The organism is Arenibacter palladensis (assembly GCF_900129275.1).
In the GTDB taxonomy this organism is placed as follows: domain Bacteria; phylum Bacteroidota; class Bacteroidia; order Flavobacteriales; family Flavobacteriaceae; genus Arenibacter; species Arenibacter palladensis.
The window spans coordinates 311,626-330,429 of sequence record NZ_FQUX01000001.1 but is presented as its reverse complement, the minus strand read 5'-3'; the positions used below and the strand labels follow the sequence as shown (position 1 = coordinate 330,429).

11 protein-coding genes are annotated in these 18,804 nt (G+C 40.2%); 9 read left to right on the top strand and 2 right to left on the bottom strand.

Annotated features, from left to right (window positions below; translation table 11 throughout):
- Positions 1-543: 543 nt before the first annotated feature.
- Complete coding sequence (locus BUA60_RS01205) at positions 544-1,470, bottom strand: helix-turn-helix transcriptional regulator (protein WP_143153104.1); 927 nt, start codon at positions 1,468-1,470, stop codon at positions 544-546.
- A gap of 143 nt (positions 1,471-1,613) precedes the next feature.
- Between BUA60_RS01205 and BUA60_RS01200 the strand changes: the two genes are divergently transcribed.
- Positions 1,614-2,345, top strand: a complete 732-nt coding sequence (locus BUA60_RS01200; protein ID WP_245802485.1) for a DUF975 family protein — start codon at positions 1,614-1,616, stop codon at positions 2,343-2,345.
- Positions 2,346-2,568: 223 nt separating this feature from the next.
- Here the strand turns inward: BUA60_RS01200 and BUA60_RS01195 are convergent, their stop codons facing one another.
- On the bottom strand, positions 2,569-3,180 hold the full coding sequence (locus BUA60_RS01195) for an RNA polymerase sigma factor (protein ID WP_072859925.1): 612 nt from the start codon (positions 3,178-3,180) through the stop codon (positions 2,569-2,571).
- 113 nt (positions 3,181-3,293) lie between these two features.
- On the opposite strand from BUA60_RS01195, the gene BUA60_RS01190 reads away from it, so the two are divergent.
- The 8 genes from BUA60_RS01190 (at position 3,294) to BUA60_RS01155 (ending at position 18,798) form a co-directional block, all read left to right on the top strand.
- The gene (locus tag BUA60_RS01190) at positions 3,294-4,463 is read left to right on the top strand and encodes a FecR family protein (RefSeq protein ID WP_072859924.1); all 1,170 of its coding nucleotides are present in this window, start codon (positions 3,294-3,296) and stop codon (positions 4,461-4,463) included.
- Positions 4,464-4,572: 109 nt separating this feature from the next.
- Entirely contained in the window at positions 4,573-7,992 is a 3,420-nt protein-coding gene (locus BUA60_RS01185) for a SusC/RagA family TonB-linked outer membrane protein (protein ID WP_084532448.1), read from the top strand.
- Between the two features lie 10 nt (positions 7,993-8,002).
- Positions 8,003-9,784, top strand: a complete 1,782-nt coding sequence (locus BUA60_RS01180) for a RagB/SusD family nutrient uptake outer membrane protein (protein ID WP_072859922.1) — start codon at positions 8,003-8,005, stop codon at positions 9,782-9,784.
- Positions 9,785-10,224: 440 nt separating this feature from the next.
- Positions 10,225-11,805 carry a sulfatase family protein gene (locus BUA60_RS01175; protein WP_072859921.1) on the top strand — a complete coding sequence of 527 codons (1,581 nt, stop codon included), beginning with the start codon at positions 10,225-10,227 and terminating at the stop codon, positions 11,803-11,805.
- Positions 11,806-12,074: 269 nt separating this feature from the next.
- Complete coding sequence (locus BUA60_RS01170; protein WP_072859920.1) at positions 12,075-13,664, top strand: sulfatase; 1,590 nt, start codon at positions 12,075-12,077, stop codon at positions 13,662-13,664.
- A 27-nt stretch (positions 13,665-13,691) separates the two neighbouring features.
- The gene (locus tag BUA60_RS01165) at positions 13,692-15,602 is read left to right on the top strand and encodes a glycoside hydrolase family 97 protein (RefSeq protein ID WP_218587878.1); all 1,911 of its coding nucleotides are present in this window, start codon (positions 13,692-13,694) and stop codon (positions 15,600-15,602) included.
- 296 nt (positions 15,603-15,898) lie between these two features.
- A complete protein-coding gene (locus tag BUA60_RS01160) occupies positions 15,899-17,305 on the top strand; it encodes a sulfatase family protein (protein ID WP_084532446.1) in 1,407 nt (468 codons plus the stop codon).
- Positions 17,306-17,376: 71 nt separating this feature from the next.
- Positions 17,377-18,798, top strand: coding sequence for a sulfatase family protein (locus tag BUA60_RS01155; RefSeq protein WP_072859919.1), 1,422 nt, complete (start codon positions 17,377-17,379; stop codon positions 18,796-18,798).
- Positions 18,799-18,804: the final 6 nt, after the last annotated feature.

Below are 18,804 nucleotides of genomic sequence, written 5' to 3'. Positions count from 1 at the left end.
ATATAATTTTAATGTAATTATAAATTGGTTTTAATAAATTTGAAACCCACTTAATAAACAACCATAACCAATTGGAATCTAGCAAATTTGTACTTTATACAGCGGATAATAAATATGTGGTTGAGTATCTACTTAAGCAACTCATATTGAGTGATAGTATTACAGAGGCGCTGATTTTTGAAAATCACGAATTGGCTATTGGGTTTCGTAAAATGTTAGCTGTGGATTGCCAATTGCAATGTTCTATTAACACCTACATTGAGTAATAAGTTTGAGGCAGGAAAATGTTTTCTTTTGCAACTGGGCAAAATTCTCACCTAATCATTACTGTCCTTACCTCTAGTTTTTGATTTCTTAGCACTGCACAGTACCGTTTTTGCTAAGGATTTGGTCTTAATCCAAATTGTACTAATATTTAGGGATTACATTGGATAAGGCACAACTTTTTGGGGATGTGAATTTTATTGGTTTATATCCATGCAGGTATGACAAATTTTTTGACTTGCACATGTGCTTTAGGAGTAACTTTATTGCATCCCAAAACTATCCATTCACCATTTGCACCAATTTCATTCGGCTTTTAATACCAATTTTGGTGTATATCCTATGAGTATGGTCTTTTACCGTCTGTAGACTAATGCACAATTCGTCGGCTATTTGTTGGTTGGTCTTACCCATGCAGATTTGTTCAATAACCTCTTTTTCACGATTCGAGATGTCATATTTACGATATATTAATTCCTTTTTATCTTGATTCGGGTTTTCAGAATGCAAAGGGACAAATAACAAATGGGAATTGAGTTTCAGATACAATAAGGGTGCAAAATTTGAAATAAAATACATCAATATCAATGGGGCAATAATCCATGGGCTGGAAAAGGCGAAGGGCAATACCCCCAGTCTAAATAAGAGCGCCAATACCATTAAAAGTACAAAGCGGGCCACTATTTTTTTATGAGCTCGTTTCTGTCTTTTTAAATAGTGCCATACAATGCCTGCAAATAGGAACATATAACCAAGCTCCAAGCCAACGAATATTGCCATTTCAGTATAAATGACATGTGTTGTACTGAAAACTAGAAGGTTATTTTTAAAAAAGTAAATTCCTGACGCCACAACAATTACAATTGCCAAAAAAATTAGATAAATACGAATCGCCCTGTTATTAGACTTCATGGCAACCAGCGAAAATCCCATTTTAACCAACATGAACCAGGATATAAGCAAAAATGGCACGCCAAGTACAGGTATAAAATTGGTTACCGTTTCCATGGTATTGCGATCAACATCGATAGAAGTGAGTATAACCCGCATAATGATCGGTGCCCATATGCCATAAAAGGCAAATGAAAAAAAGGTAGCCAAAAAATAAAAGTAATTGCGATGAAATTCGGTATTGTAGGTGGTGATGAATTGGTGGGCCACTAATATACATGCCGAAGCTATGGCGGCACAAAAAATAAATATCACTATGAAGGTTAAACTTAGCAAGTATATGATTGTTGTTTGTTAAAAGTATGAAAATGCAATTAATACCAACCCCTACCTTAGTAGTGATTTAAAATTCACTACTAAAGTTGGAATGCATTTTAATACGACTCCCTTAAATTTGTATGAATTTAAAATCAAAGCTCATGGCAGTCATCAAAGAAGAAAGAAAACCTGAGGCAACTATTACTGGAAGTTACGGTTATGGTTGGCAACAAATGTGGAAACACTTTTTGTATTTATTTTTAGTGATGATCATAGTGGGTATTGCCGAATCTCCCGCTTCAGTTGTTCGGGATTCCGATGCCGATAATTCAGCTGGAATGATAATTTTACAGATTCTGGCAGCCGTTTATTGGTTGTTAGTTTTTTCCGTGGTGAAATACGGTGGCGATTTAATGTACTTGCGTGCCATTCGTAATGAAAAATTTGAAATTAGTGAAATGTTCGACGGCTTTAAAAAGAATTACATCAATATCATCCTTGCTAATTTGCTCACCTTTGCCATTATAGGTTTAGGGTTTGTTTTGCTAATTGTACCTGGAATTATTCTGGCTTGTAGGTTAGCATTCGTTTCTTACCTGGTCATGGATAAAAATATGGAACCTGTTGCCGCTGTTGAAAAAAGCTGGGAAATGACCAAAGGACATGGTTGGCAGATTTTTGGAATGGGATTGCTTGTGATTCCTATAGTTATAGGTGGACTCATCTGTTTTATTGTTGGTATTGTATTTTCCATTATATGGATTTCTACTGCATTTGCCTCAATGTACCACGCCGTTGACCTTGAGGAAAAAAAACAACTCAATGATGAATTTGTCGTTGAGATTAAACCTACCCCGCCCGAAGGGCAATAAAAAGTTATAGAGGCTAAGTAATTAGTTGCAAAAAGTGTTTGTGATTTACTTTTTTAAAATTTATCATATTGGCTATCAGGTTATTGAATAAACGCCAGGGAGTCCCGTTGGTCTTCCGGAAGAGAGGTGGTCAACATTGAGAGATGCCACAACACGGGTAATGTGAACGGGGATATTGATGAATATCAATCATTGCGCGTTATGGAAGGGATTATATCTGGAGCTATACCGATCTAGAAGTGTGTGGGTCTTTTTTTAAAGATTTGAATATTAAGAATAAAACTTGAGGCATTTCCTCTCTTATTGATTGCCTCAGAATGGAAAAGGCTTTGGTGATATGGGCCTCTACCGATTTAATGGATACTTGTTTATATTCGGCTATTTCCAAATTGGTGAGTCCATCATGTTTGCTCAACATAAATATTTCCCTGCATTTGGGGGGAAGGTTTTGTATGGCCCTTTTTACTAATTTTATTTTTGCTTCCAAGGCATGGTCATCTTCATTTTCCACCATAGTGGTAAGCGCATCAATATATTTTTTCTCCAAGGGAACTACTAATTTCTGTTTGCGATATTCGTCTATAAATTCGTTGTAAACCGATTTATAGAGAAAACTTCTAATTTCAAAATCGGATTTTAACCTATTTCTTTTCTTCCAAGTACGGATAAAGACATTTTGGACAATGTCCTCAGCGGCTTTCTCATCATTTATAAGGCTATAGGCATAAATGCAGAGCTTATGGTGGTAGGTATCCACAAGAAACGTATAAGCTTTGGAATCCCCAGATATTAGAGCTTCAATCAATTCTAAATTGCCAGAATATTTGGTTGACATATGGTAATTTGGTAATTATTGGCGGTTTATTTGGGCAATTTAAAAAAAAATATACTAAAAAAGTTAGGGTCGTGTAAATTCCAAACGTATTAAGTGTAAATGGTACGTTTCTAATGAACGATAAGAAAGCAAAAGAACTAATAGCCAAATTCCTAATCCAACAAGCCTCGGCCGCTGACTTGGATGCGCTAATGCTATGGTTGCAAGATGCCAAAAACGAACAATTGTTCAACTCCTATGTCCAAACTAATTATGCCATTGAACACCAAATGAGACAATTTGATCCCAATAGATTAAAAACCAAATTGCAGATATTAATGGACGAAGAGATCAAGGCTGTTAAGCGAAAAAAGATCCGTAAAATTCTTACCTATTCGGCTGCAGCGGTGGTTACGGTTTTATTGGCCACTGGCTATTTTCTTAAGAACAACAGTTTTAATAAGCCTATTGAAACCAACCCTAAAATAATTAGTAACAATATTAATATAGGGTCCAACAAAGCCACTTTGACCTTGGAAGACGGCTCTCAAGTTGCCTTGGAAAAGGGGAACACTTATCAAACACCAAATGCAAGCAGTAATGGTGAAGTAATCGTATACGGAGCGGATAAAAGTGATGGGGCAAGAGCGGTCTTTAACTATTTGACGGTTCCAAGGGGAGGACAGTTTCACCTAGTATTATCTGACGGTACTGAGGTTTGGTTAAATTCCGAATCCCAACTTAAATATCCGGTAAACTTTATAAACGGGCAAACTCGCCAAGTAGATTTGGTTTATGGTGAAGGGTACTTCGCTGTTTCACCTAGTACGGAACATGACGGTGCAAAGTTTGTAGTCTTCAATCAATCACAGGAAATAGAGGTATTGGGTACCGAATTTAATATTAAGGCCTATAAGGAGGAAGTAAATATATATACCACCTTGGTAGAGGGCAAGGTGGTCATTAATACAGAAACTGCAAAAAGAGTCCTGGAACCGTCGCAACAGCTAAATCTAAATCTTAATGATAACAGCATGGAAGTTGCTACCGTTAATGTTTATAACGAGATTTCGTGGAAAGATGGCGTTTTTAGTTTTCGAAGAAAACCCTTAGTGGAGATTATGAAGGTGCTGTCCCGCTGGTATGATATGGATGTTATTTTTGAAGATCCAGAGTTGGAAAAAGCGGGGTTTAACGGGGTGCTTGGAAAAGATCAGAAAATAGAGGATATATTGAATACCATAAAAAATTTCAAGGTCATTAAGGACTATGAAATTAGCGACAAAACAATCCATTTAAAATAAAATAGAATTTTTAGAAAAGGGAGCGAAGGAGAACATTTAGCGGTGCATCAACTTCGTCCCTTTAAAGCGTATTACTTAAACAAATGTCCAACCAATACTATGTAAATTTATGAAAATTAAATTAATTAAGTCCCGATCGTTCGTCCGATTTCGGGTGCTATTCTTGATGATGAGAACCTTTATTTTCCTATTGTGTACGACCGTTTTTGGAATTACTACCGAGAAGTCATTTTCTCAAGAGAAAGTAACGATAGAGGCCGACAAGGTGGTCTCTGTAGATGAGGTTTTTGATATTATTCAAAACCAGACCAAGTATCGTTTTTTATATCCAGACGATCTGTTTGCAGATGCTCCTAAAGTACAATTGAAGAAAGGAGAGATTGCAGTGGATGAGCTTTTAAAACAAAGTTTGTCCAAGAGTCCTGTAGAATTCGACCTGTCCCGAAAAAATCGTATTGTGATTAGGGAACGGCATACCCATACCGGGCCTGTCGAAGAAGTGTTGTCGCAACCACAATTCGAAGTTTCAGGTACGGTAACGGATCAGATGGGTCAACCCTTGCCAGGGGCAAATATTGTTGAAAAAGGAACAGCCAATGGGGTTACCGCAGATTTTGATGGGAATTTCAGTATATCGGTGGCGGATAGTAATTCAATATTAATTATTTCCTATATCGGGTTTGCTACCAAAGAAGTTCTGCTTGATGGGCAGACTTCGTTAACCATTGCTCTAGAGGAATCTGCAGCAGGATTAGAAGAAGTTGTTGTAGTGGGTTACGGTACTCAAAAGAAAGAGACTGTTACCGGATCGGTGGCTACCGTTCAGGCCGAAGATGTGACAGTGGCACCAGCCCCTAATCTACAACAGAATCTTCAAGGTAGATTACCAGGATTGAACCTGAACTTAGGTCAAGGGCGGCCCGGTGCAGATGATTCAACAATAAATATTAGAGGTTTTGGAGCCAATGGTTCGGGAGGTAATCAGGGAGAAAGCCCCTTAATTATAGTTGATGGCTTTCAACGCGACTTTTCACAACTAGACCCAAACGAAATAGAATCCATATCTGTTTTAAAAGATGCAGCAGCAGCTGTTTACGGAGTTAGGGCTGGTGCTGGGGTTATTTTGGTTACTACTAAAAGAGGTAAATTGGGAAAGCCTGTGGTTACTTATAATACCACGTATTCACTTGCTGATTTTACCAGTTACCCTAAGTTCGCAAATTACCAAGGTTATCTAAAAGCTGTTTTACAGCATAGGGATGGTAGTAATGACGGGGTTGTTGATAATATCACTAGTGAAAGATTGGCATTGCTAGAAGCTGGGGATCCTGGGACAGATTGGTTTGATGTGATTACTAATCGTTTTGCTCCACAGGCTCAACACAACTTAAATGTACGGGGAGGAAGTGAAAAAATAAAATACTTTACCTCAATAGGGTTCTTGGATCAAAAGACTATATGGGCATCAGGAGATTTTGGCTATGAGCGTTATAATGGTTCTATAAATCTAGATTTTGAGGTTTCAGACAATCTTTCAGCCGCGGTGCAATTAGGCTGGAGGCGTGAATTACGAAGTTCCGATAGGTCTTTTGAGTCAAGTGATTTGTTTTCCATTGGTTGGTCTAATCCAGCTTTCCCTAGTTCTTTACCAGATCCGGATAAAGTACCAGGAGCTAATATAGATAATCCGCGAAGTCCACTTTCTGCGACTAGAAGGGATATTGCAGGTTATGATGATACCAGAACTGATAATATTAATGCTTCAGCAGAATTAACATATAAAATTCCTGCTATAAAAGGATTGAGTTTTACAGGAAGAGCAGGTTATTTACAGGTTTATAGATTTCGTAGTATTTTATCAAAGCCGTATGATTTATGGTACTTAACAGATACTGGTTATAAAAACCAAGTTGGTAGGGAGCAAACTACATTGAGTGAGCAAACCTATAGATTTGAACGATTAACTACCAATATAAGTGCAAATTTTAATAGAAGTTTTGACGAACATAACGTAGGCGCACTTCTTCTTTTTGAAAGTATTAGTGAGCAAACAAGAGATTACAGTGCTAACGGAAATGATTTATTGTCTAGTGCAACTCCCTTTTTATTTGCTAACAATCCAGATTTTGCCACTGTGTCGGGGGGAGGATCAGAGTTGGGAAGGACAGGAATTGTTGGGCGTTTAAATTATGACTATGCAAGTAAATACCTGTTAGAGTTGTCTTTTAGGCAGGATAAATCATCATTTTTTCCAGAAAACTCTAGAACTGGTTTTTTTCCGGGAATATCTGCTGGTTGGGTAGTATCCAGAGAGAATTTCTTAAAAGAGTCAAAGGCAATTAGCTTGTTAAAATTAAGAGGGTCTTATTCTCGCTTAGGAAATGATGGATCAAATACCTATGATTATATTGATGGTTTTGAGCAGTTGAGAGGAGAAGACGGATATGTTTTTAATGGAGATTATCAATCCGTAATACGTACGTTAGGTATTCCTAACCCTCGTATTACTTGGCAACTAAGTGATTTGTACAACGCAGGTTTGGAAATGAAATTTGTGAACAATAGGTTGGGGCTGGAAGTTGATGCGTTTTACAGAAAAAGAAGTCAATTGTTGGCTTTGGATCCAGGAGTTGTAATTGTAAATACGTCTGGAGCCCAATTACCCTTTGAAAATATAGAAGAAAGAGATAATAGAGGTTTCGAGGGTGCATTAAATTTTAGAGGGGGTAAGGAAGATTTTAAATATAATTTTTCTGCAAATGCTTCATGGTCTAGAGAAAAATGGGTAAAAAACTTTAGTGACCCGGAAGAATTCATTACTGAGGACAGAGAGCGCATTAATAAACTTAGTGGCAATTGGATAAATAGAACTTTTGGCTATGCTTTTGATGGCTTTTTTACACAAGAAGAAATTGATAATTTAACAATAGATTATTTTAATGGTCAAAGTCCTAACCTAAGAGCAGGTGATATTAAAATAAAGGATACCAATAATGATGGCAAAATAGATCAAGATGACCGTATACTCATAGGTCGTAATACAGTTCCTGAAATTTTATATGGTTTTAACACAGAACTTAAATATAAAAACTGGGATTTTACCATGTTTTGGCAAGGGGCTTCCAATTTTAACCAGAACTTTAGTGGTCAACAAATAGGTATTTTTGTGCAAAATAGCGGTACGGCAACACCTTACCAATATATTGTGGATAATTTATGGACGGCGGAAAATAATGGTGTAGGGGCAGAGTTTCCCCGAGATTTAACGGGTCCTACCAATAGTTTAACGCTCGATAAATACTTTATGAATTCTGGTTACTTACGACTAAAGAATCTAGTGGTAGGTTATTCACTACCAAAAGAAGTTTTGGAGAAATCTGGAATAGCTAATATAAGATTATCAGTTAGTGGAACAAATATATTAACCTTCGATAAATTAGGTGTATTTCCATGGGATCCCGAAACGGGGGGCGTTAATAATTACCCCGCGCAACGTCAATATACTCTTGGTTTAAACGTAAGTTTCTAAAAAATAAAAAATGAGAAAAATAAAGATTTTAGTTATAGTTTCCTTGTTGGCCAATATGGCTTGTCAAGATCCTTTGGATGCAACAAGATTGGATGTGATCTCAGCAAATGTCGTATGGGATGATGCTAATTTAGTTGATGCCTATATGGCCGATGTTTTCAATAGAATAGACGTGGTATACCAACCAAATTATGGTAGAGTAAATAATGAGCTTTATGCGGAAACCAGTCTTGGGGCTGAAGGTCGATTTAGGGGCACGGCAAACGGTTATTCAGATGTAGGTGGCAGTGTTAATGGTAGCAATACAGATCATGTCATGGCTTATTGGAGATGGCAGCTAATGCGTGTTGTTAATGAGGCCATAGCACGATTATCCGATGAAAATAGCGGTCTTATCACGGAATATCGTGAGCAGCGGTTGGGACAGGCATACTTTTCCAGAGCGATAATGTATTTTCAAATGGTAAAACGTTACGGTGGTGTGCCTATTATATTAGAAGTACAAGATGTAAGCTTGGACCCTAACTTACTTAAAGTCCCAAGAAGTACTGAAAAGGAAACATACGATCAAGTTTTAAGTGATTTCAATAAAGCTATAGCCTTATTGGAAGATAAGGCAGTTGGTGGTTGGGAGCCTAATCTGGACGCTGCTATTGCATTTAAAAGCCGTGCTGCTTTATATGCTGGCAGTATCGCAGAGTTTGATGCCTTACTTCCTATGAAAAAGGATGGTTTGGTTGGTATTAGCTCTTCTAACGCGGACAATTATTATACACAATCCTTGGAAGCTTCTAAGCTTTTAATGCCAGCGCCTTTTGGTACCGGCTCTTACCAGTTAAGACCAGGCGCTACATCATCTGAATATCGTCAAATATTCGACGATATTGGAAGTGCCAATGATACTGAGAGCATAATGTTTCAACAATTTAGTGGGCAAGGTGGAATCACCAATAGTTTTGATACGCATACTTTACCTAGGGCACTCCCCGACCATGCTAACTGGGGAGCAGCCGAAAATGTATATTTTGAAACTATAACTTGGTTTGATTATAAAGATGGCACTGAAGGAGAGCTATTACCTGATGGATCGGGAACTTTAGAAGATAATATAGGACCGAATACATTTCATGACCTGAAAGAATTATTTGATGCTAGGGATCCACGATTTAAAGCTTCAATTGGTTATCCGGGAATGGTTTATGCCGGGGCACCTGCCTATTTTCATGAAGCGGTTACAGATCCTATTGCTGCCTCTGCAGCCGGAGTACCTACCTCGTCTCCGCGTCAAAACCGAATTCAATCGGCGTTAGCGGCCTATAAATTGGCAAACACAGCAACACCTATCGTAGCTTCTGTTCAAAGTAATAACCCGCTTATGATAATGAGATTGGCAGAGATTTATTTAAATTATGCTGAAGCCGCTTTTGCTTTAGGACAAACGGATAATGCTTTGGATGCAGTAAATGCAATTAGGGAAAGAGTAGGTATGCCATTGTTAGGTACGATAACCTTTGACGATATAGTGAATGAACGTAAGTTGGAATTAGCATTTGAAAGACATCGGTATTGGGATTTAAAGCGCTGGAGAATAGCTGGTGATTTTTTAAATCAACAATACACTGGCGTTCAATTTACTTGGGATGTTGCAGCCGATACGTACTCAATCACAAGAAAAACGAGTACGGAATCTGTAGTGCGTCTATTTAAGCCACAAGATTATTATTTACCTATTCCAGTAGATGATATTGAAAATAACGAAGTCTTGATCCAGAATCCTGGTTTTGAGCTTTGATCTTTATATTTTGGATTCGAAATCGTGAATTCAAAAACCATAACAAATTGTTTTGATGGTTTGTATGCTGGAACCTATTAAAAACTGGGATACAATTAACTTCTTCTAAATTAGTAGTTTTATTTTTTAAATGGGCAGACCCTATTGTCTGCCCTTTTTTACCTCCTAATCCTTATCCCTAGACCTGCCAAGTTTTGGCATTACCTGGGTAGTATTAGGTGTTTTCCATATCGTGGGATTTTTTTAATGTCGTGAAAAATTTATCAAAATATAGTGTTAAACTCATGGTCAAAGCAAAAAACATACCACTAGTGGTGCTTTTACTAGTGGCAGTATCAATATCCTTTGTCTAATTTTAAAAAATTTAAAAATGATTTTTTTAGAAAAAGTCTAGGGATTCCTAAAAGCAAATTAAACACCATCTAAAGTTTTTTATACATATGAAAAAAGTATTCAATTTTATTACAATACTGTTCGTTTTCTCCCAACTCTCTGTCCACGCCCAAAGGAATAAGGCAACGACCCAAAAAGGGACAGCCCAATCCCCCAATATAATCTATATCTTGGCGGATGACCTGGGATATGGCGATGTTAAGGCTTTTAATCCCGAAGGGAAAATTGCTACTCCTAACCTGGACGCAATGGCAACCAATGGGGTCAAGTTTACCGATGCCCATACCTCATCGGCGGTATGTACTCCTACCCGCTATGGCATCTTAACTGGACGATACAATTGGCGAACTTCCTTAAAGAGTTTTGTGCTGAGCGGCTATTCCAAATCCTTGATTAAACAAGAGCGTACCACCATTGCCGAAATGCTAAAAACACAAGGCTATACTACAGCCTATGTAGGCAAATGGCACCTAGGCTGGGACTGGGATGTTCAGGATAAGGATCCCAACTTAGAGCATAATAAACTTAATGCAAATCCGGAGGTGAACTTTGCCTCTCCCGTCAAAAATGGGCCAGCTACCCATGGGTTCGACTATTCCTTTGGTTTTTGTGGCTCCCTCGATATGGCGCCATACGTATATGTGGAGAATGATATACCTACTATGGTACCGACCAAGACTACGGTATCGGTGGATGAAAAAGGCATTTGGAGAAAAGGACCTACTTCGGACGACTTTGTTCATGCTGCCGTGCTCCAGGATTTGACGGACAAGGCAGTACAGTATATAGATGAAAAGGCCAAGGGCAAATCCCCCTTCTTTTTATATTTCCCATTGCCCGCCCCCCACACACCTATTTTACCTACCACGGAATTTTTGGGCAAGAGCAATACCAATATGTACGGCGATTTTGTGATGCAGGTAGATGATGTGGTTGGCCAAATAAGGGCCGCCCTTAAAAAACAGGGCATATCCGAAAATACCCTCCTGGTGTTTACCAGTGACAATGGCTGTTCCCCAAAGGCCGATTTTGAGGAGCTTGCCAAAGTAGACCATGATCCCAGCTATACTTTTAGGGGCACCAAAGCCGATATCTTTGAAGGTGGGCACCATGTACCCTTTATAGTAGAATGGCCCAATAATGCTCCCAAAAATACAAGTTCGGATAAAATTATCTGTACCACCGATTTTTTTGCCACCTGCGCTGAATTGACAGGGTATAAAATTAAAGATACCGAGGCGGAGGATAGTTATAGTATGCTGTCTCTTATACAAGGGGAAAAGGATGAGGAAATACGTGAATATACTGTACATCATTCCATAAATGGATCTTTTGCCATCAGACAGGGTTCTTGGAAATTAAGTATTTGTCCCGGTTCCGGAGGTTGGAGCTATCCAAGGCCACAGGATATAGAACAAGAGAATCTGGATTTGCCTACCATGCAGCTATATAATTTGGCGGACGATATTGGGGAAACAAAAAATTTGATAGCCCAATTCCCAGAGAAGGCGGCAGAGCTTAAGTCGGCCCTAAAAAAAATCATTCTCAACGGAAGGAGTACTCCTGGGGCCAAACAGGAAAATGAAGGTATGGAGGACTGGGAGCAAATAGAAGGTATTATCAATTAAAGTTAGTTCTGTTAATTTTTAAGTGCTAATGATATTTAGGTTAATGTTGTCATGTCGAGCGCAGTCGAGGTTTGTCAGGTCGAGCGCAGTCGAGACCTCATTGTCCCCCAAACCTCTCGACTTCGCCTGTCTGTCGACAAGGCAGGCCTACCTGTCGGGAGGCAGGCTCTAGGAGCATGAGCATTAATTAATGTACAATCAATTATTTGCATCTATTTTTTAATCAAATTCACGATAATTAAATATTCAACAAATCAAAAAACAAGTCCATGCGAAGATTTTATATATCCATTCTCTCTTGTTTAATGGTATTACATGTTTCCTGTCAAAAACAGGAAAGTAAGGGGCAGCCCAATATTGTTTTTATCCTTGCCGATGATTTGGGCTATACAGACCTTAGTTGTATGGGCAGTACCTACTATGAAACACCCAACATAGACAGGATAGCAGAACAAGGAACTATTTTCACCAACGGATATGCCGCCAGTAGGGTCTGTAGCCCCTCACGGGCAAGTATAATGTCCGGCAAATTCACTGCTAGGCATGACATTACGGTGCATATTGGGTCCCCTTCCGGTGAAGCATGGCGAAATAGGAATCGATTTACAAAACTGCTTCCGGCCGAATATACCCATAACCTGCCCAAGGAGTATATTACCATGCCCGAAGCGTTGAAACAGCAGGGGTATAAAACATTTTTTGCCGGAAAATGGCATTTGGGCGACAAGGGTTCCTGGCCCGAAGATCACGGATTTGATATCAACGTTGGCGGATGGACGTCAGGAGGGCCAAGGGGAGGATATTTCTCTCCTTATGACAATCCTAATTTGGAAAATCTGAAGGATGGGGAGAACCTCTCACATCGACTTGCCAAGGAAACGGTAAAATTCATTCAAAAAAATAATCCTGAGAAAACCGGAAAGCCTTTTTTTGCCTATCTCTCTTTTTATGCGGTGCATTCGCCCATTCAGACCACTCAGGAAAAATGGAAGAAATATAGGGACAAGGCAGTGCAACAAGGAGTGGCGGAAAAAGCCTATAACATGGGGAAATTTTTGCCCATTCGCCAGGTGCAGGACAACCCAATTTATGCGGGCTTGGTAGAGCAAATGGATGAGGCTGTTGGGCAGGTGCTTTCCGCCCTGGACGAGCTGGGGCTTGAGGAAAATACCATTGTTGTGTTTACCTCCGATAATGGAGGGGTGGCTGCCGGGGATAATTTTTCAACCAGCAACAAACCCTTGCGGGCCGGTAAGGGATATCAGTTTGAGGGCGGTATCAGGGAACCCTATTTTATCAAGATTCCAGGTCTCTCCAAAGGAGGCGATAAAATTGATTATCCGGTATCGGGAACAGATTTCTATCCCACATTCTTGGAGTTGGCTGGTGCCCAACAGCTACCCAAGGAACATAACGATGGCATTAGCCTTCTCCCTTTGTTTAAAGGGGAGACATTGGCCGAGCGGCCTCTTATCTGGCACTTCCCGCATTACGGGAACCAAGGGGGTGAGCCTTCTTCCATTATTCGTAGGGGCAACTGGAAACTTATTCATTACTATGAGGACGGAAGAAAAGAACTCTATGACCTGTCTAAGGACCTTGGGGAGAAAACGGATCTCGCGGCAGCCTATCCTGATAAGGTACAGGAACTTAACAAGGAGTTGTTCGACTATCTAACAGAGGTGGGGGCCAAATACGCAAAGCCCGATCCTGAATATTCAGAAGAAAAGGCCAGGGAGTTTTTGCACAAAATGGAATATGAAAAGATGCCTGAACTGGAAAAACAACGGATGGAGCTATTATCCAATGATTTTGATCCCAAAAACAACTGGTGGGGCAGTATGGTGACCAAAGATTAAAAATGTAAAAAATAAATTATAATGATAATGCGAAGAAAGTTCTTTTTTATTGCCTTGCTGATAGGGTTGGTATCTTGCCAAAAATCCCTGGATAATTTCAACTTAACTTCTCCAGATGGTAATCGATCCATGGGGATACAGCTTGTTGATAATAAGTTGAATTATCAGGTTGGCTCTCAAGGTGTAGAACTTATCGGGACTTCGGAATTGGAAATAATACCGAACGCGAAGGTGACCATCCTGAAAGCCACAGAAATTGAAAACGACGATAGCTGGAATCCGGTTTGGGGGCAACAAAGCAGCACCCGGGACCATTATAAAGAACTTCAATTGGATCTGAATATCGATGGAGTAGGGGGAAAATTGTTGGCCCGGGCCTATAATGAAGGAGTTGCTTTTAGATTTGTCCTCAACGAAGGCGAAAAACCAAAGGAGGCCATTTTTAAATTCACCTACAATTTGCCAAACGGCAGTAATTATTTTACACCAGCAGGTGAAAGTGAACCATTGGGGCCTGTGGATTATAAAGGACTCACCGATTATTTACAGGACAAAGGTCCTAAAAAGAGAAAAATTAGTGTCCCTCTAGTAGTTGAATCTACAGACCAATCCTATATGGCGTTATTGGAGTCGGACCTCTATGTGGCCAATGGTATGGATCCCATGCATCTTGATGTTGGGGAGATGGAAGGAAAAATTGCATCCATCAACAAAGTAGCATTAAGTGACAAGGAATGGACCAGTCCTTGGCGGGTAATTCTTTTTGGGCAATCGGCTGGCGACCTTGTGGTGAACACAGTACCCATCAACTTGGCAAGTCCGTCTAAACTTGAGAATACGGATTGGATAAAGCCCGGAAAGACCTTGTGGGATTGGCGGGTTCACGGTTACACCGCTCCTGATGGGTTTGTGTATGGCATCAATACCGAAAGCTATTTCCGTTTTATCGACTTTGCCGCCGAAAAGGGAATCGACTATTTCCTTATCGATGATTCCTGGTATAAGGAAGTTACCAAAGGACATTTTGAACTGTCGGACAAACTGGACCTGGAAAAGGTCATCGCATATGCGGCAGAAAAGGAGGTAGATCTAATGTTGTACTATGATAGAAGGCATGGAGAATATGGGGATGATGAACTTTTTCCTTATTACCAGTCTTTGGGAATGAAAGGGATCAAATACGGTTTTATGGGCAGCAATGTAGATTTTACCAGGGAGGCCATACAGAAAAGTGCGGCAAGTGAGCTGCTGATCGACTTCCATGACAGTCCGGTGCCTTTTACGGGAATACGGCGTACCTACCCTAATGCCATAACCAGGGAATACTGCCATGCCCAGCAAGATTCGCGACGGGCCTTCACACCCGAGTCGTTCATTAAAATGGCCCTGATAAACGCCATTACTGGTCCTTTGGATATGAACAACGGCAATTTTGATCTAACGGGGATCAACAGTGGACTACGGCAAAAAGGCCCACGGGAAACAAATACGTATTTTTCGACAGTAGCTTCTGAAGCCGCCCGAACATTGGTTATTTTCAGTGGTTTGGTCTGTATCCCAGATGCCCCGGAAGCCTATGAAGCCAAATCCGATCTTTTCGAATTTATTCAAAAATTGCCTGTCGGGAAATGGGATGAGAGCCAGATTCTACATTCCAAAATAGGTGAATATATTACAACGGCAAGGCGCCATGATAAAGAATGGTTTATTGGCAGTGTGTACAACCAACAAGGAGGGGCACTGGACATTGGTCTCGACTTTTTGGAGGCCGATCAGGAATACGATATCACCTTTTATGAAGACACCTCTGAAACCCATTGTAAGACCAATCCAGAAGCTTACCAGGTTAGGAACGGTAAAGTTAAAAAAGGGGATGTTATTAAGGCCGTAATGGCACCAGGAGGCGGACATTGTATGTGGATAAGGCCAATTAAATGACACCTAATGAATTTATAATATAGATTTTTCATTAAAAAAATACTTGAAAATGCCACTTTCATATCAAAAGAAAGCACTAAAACGTGTTAAGAAGGGGGGTAATGCATGGGATGTTCCATCATGAGTAAGGGTAGGCACGCGGACAATCCATTTGTTGTGTTTTTTCAGCCAGAGGTGTGCATTACCGTAATTATTGCGTGGTACTAGCTAATTAATGAATAGTGAGAGGTAATTAATAATATTATTTTCGGCTTAGAAACCATGGGTTGAAATATCGCATTAGATACATAAAAAAGATGAAAACTTTAGTACTGCTAATCATTATCTCATTTTCTTTAAGCTTTCTTTTGGGTTGCGAATCCGGATTGGAAAAACCTGCAAAACCTAATTTCGTTGTCATCTTCACCGATGATCAAGGCTATGCGGACCTTAGCTGTTTTGGAGGGGATCATGTTTATACTCCCAATATCGACAAAATGGCTACGGAAGGTGCCAAGCTCACTAGTTTCTACGTAGCGGCCCCGCTTTGCACACCTTCCCGAGCGGCATTGATGACCGGCTCTTATCCTGCACGTGTAGACATGGCGGTAGGAATTGATTTTCCGGTTTTGCTTGCAGGAGATTCCAAGGGTCTCAATCCTGATGAAGTTACTATGGCTGAGGTGCTAAAATCCGCAGGGTACAAAACCGGAATGTTCGGAAAATGGCATTTAGGCGATCAACCAGAATTCTTGCCTACCCGTCAGGGATTCGATGAGTTTTTTGGTCTTCCATATAGCCATGATATTCATCCCTTTCACACAAATCAAAAAAAATATAATTTCCCTTCATTGCCTTTACTTGATGGAGAGACAGTTATTGAAATGGATCCCGATGCGGATTATCTTACCCAGCGCATTACAGAACGTGCAGTAGGGTTTATAAAAGAAAACAAAGACGGACCATTTTTTCTATATGTGCCACATCCAATCCCCCATCGCCCCATTCACGTTTCCCCGCCTTTTATGAATGGAGTCTCGGATGAGATCATAGAAGCCCTGAAAAATGAAAATAATGGTGTTGACTACAAAACACGTGATAAGATTTATACCAATGCCATCAGCGAAATCGATTGGTCTGTCGGACAAATTCTGGGTGCTTTAAAAGAGCATGGTCTGGACGAGAATACGCTGGTTATTTTTACTTCGGATAATGGCCCTTCAAAAGGCTTGGCTACACCACTAAGGGGTAAAAAAGGCAGTACGTTTGAAGGAGGGATGCGCATGCCTACCGTAGTCCGGTGGCCGGGAAAAATCCCCGCAGCCCAGGTGAACAATGAGCTTTTGACAGCCATGGACCTATTGCCCACCTTTGCTAAGTTGGCAGACGCAGCAGTCCCTATGGACCGTGTAATTGATGGAAAGGATATTATGCCAGTTTTGATACATAAAGGAAAAAGTCCGCACCAGGCATTTTTCTATTACAAAGGAAATGTTTTGGCAGCAGTTAGATCTGGTAATTGGAAGCTGCATGTAGAAGGGGATAAACCTGTAGCACTGTATAATCTTGAAAGTGATATTTCAGAATCCACAGATGTTATACAGGGAAATGGGAAAATTGTAGATCAACTTCTGGCACATATAGAAACTTTTCAGGAGGATATTTTAAAAAATTACCGCTCTGCGGCTTATGTGGAAAATCCCAAGCCTCTGACCAAAAATTAAGATAAAAAGTAGAAGATAATGAAGCTGTTTTTAAGCCTTGTTAAAACCATTTAATTTGAAATAAAATAACAATGAAGCAATTAACCACTATTTTTTTGTCATTGTTGTCAATGGCCTGTATGCAGAAAAAACAAGATCCTGCCACTAAGCCAAACTTCATTATCATCTTTACCGATGATCAGGGTTACAGCGATGTGGGCTGTTTTGGGTCGCCGAACATCAAGACGCCAAACCTGGATAAAATGGCGGCCGAGGGGATGAAATTTACCAACTTCTATGCCCAAACGGTATGTGGACCATCGCGAGCGGCACTAATGACGGGATGTTATCCTATGCGCAATGCACGTAATGATAATGGAGATAATCCACATCCTAAATTAGCATTAAGTGAAGTTACCATTGCAGAGGTATTAAAACCAGTAGGTTATGGAACAGGGATGATTGGGAAGTGGGATTTGGCAGGACATAATCCTGAAAAATTTAATCCAGATTTATTACCTATTCATCAAGGTTTTGATGAATCTTTTTTTACTCCAACAAGTAACGATTCCAGAGTTCATTTATTGAGAAACAACCAGCTGGTTGAGGAGAATGCTGATATGTCCACCCTTACCAAAAGGTATACGGACGAAGCTATCAACTTTATTGAAAAGAGTAGTGAACAGCCTTTTTTCTTATATCTCGCGCATACCATGCCGCATACTAAATTGGCGGTTTCGGACGCGTTTAAAGGGAAGTCGGACGCTGGCCTATATGGCGATGTTATAGAAGAAATTGATTTTAACGTTGGACGGATCTTGGCCAAGCTAAAAGAAAACGGGCTGGACGACAACACTTATGTGATCTTTACCAGTGACAACGGCCCTTGGTGGATTAAGAAAGAACATGGAGGACATGCGGATCCCTTAAGAGGAGCAAAAACCTCTGCCTGGGAAGGCGGTCTTAGGGTACCATGTATAATTAGGGCGCCAGGAAAAGTGCCGGCAGGAAAAACTTCTGATGTGGTGGCGGCTACCATTGATATGTTGCCCACATTGGCGCAAATTGCAGGAGCGTCAGTACCCAAGGATAGAGTAATAGATGGCTTGGATATTTCAGAGATAATTCATGGAAAATCAACGGAGTTGGAAAGACCATTTTTCTATTATCAGCATCATATATTGCGCGCTGTACGAAAAGGCAAATGGAAATTACATTTGCCGCATAGCCCAGATTCCACCTCTATTGTCTATGCGAAATGGCCCATACACTCTGCACCCGAAGATCGCGTCTTGTTTTCAAAAAACATGTTGTACGATTTGGAAAACGACATAGGGGAGACTACCGATGTGTCTGCCGAAAACCCTGAAGTAGTTGCCGAATTGGAGAAACTATTGGATTGGGCCAAGGAGGATATAGGCCATTTGGGAGCAAGAGGTTTAAATGCGGGCCCCTTGGGGACAGAACCCTATTTTACACCCAACGATATTTTTCCTATAAAAGGATCTAATTAAAAGAGC

Coding starts and splice junctions, on each gene's coding strand:
- BUA60_RS01190 (WP_072859924.1), top strand. CDS start 3,294: ATGAACGATAAGAAAGCAAAAGAACTAATAGCCAAATTCCTAATCCAA.
- BUA60_RS01165 (WP_218587878.1), top strand. CDS start 13,692: ATGCGAAGAAAGTTCTTTTTTATTGCCTTGCTGATAGGGTTGGTATCT.
- BUA60_RS01180 (WP_072859922.1), top strand. CDS start 8,003: ATGAGAAAAATAAAGATTTTAGTTATAGTTTCCTTGTTGGCCAATATG.
- BUA60_RS01200 (WP_245802485.1), top strand. CDS start 1,614: ATGAATTTAAAATCAAAGCTCATGGCAGTCATCAAAGAAGAAAGAAAA.
- BUA60_RS01185 (WP_084532448.1), top strand. CDS start 4,573: ATGAAAATTAAATTAATTAAGTCCCGATCGTTCGTCCGATTTCGGGTG.
- BUA60_RS01170 (WP_072859920.1), top strand. CDS start 12,075: ATGCGAAGATTTTATATATCCATTCTCTCTTGTTTAATGGTATTACAT.
- BUA60_RS01175 (WP_072859921.1), top strand. CDS start 10,225: ATGAAAAAAGTATTCAATTTTATTACAATACTGTTCGTTTTCTCCCAA.
- BUA60_RS01160 (WP_084532446.1), top strand. CDS start 15,899: ATGAAAACTTTAGTACTGCTAATCATTATCTCATTTTCTTTAAGCTTT.
- BUA60_RS01195 (WP_072859925.1), bottom strand. CDS start 3,180: ATGTCAACCAAATATTCTGGCAATTTAGAATTGATTGAAGCTCTAATA.
- BUA60_RS01155 (WP_072859919.1), top strand. CDS start 17,377: ATGAAGCAATTAACCACTATTTTTTTGTCATTGTTGTCAATGGCCTGT.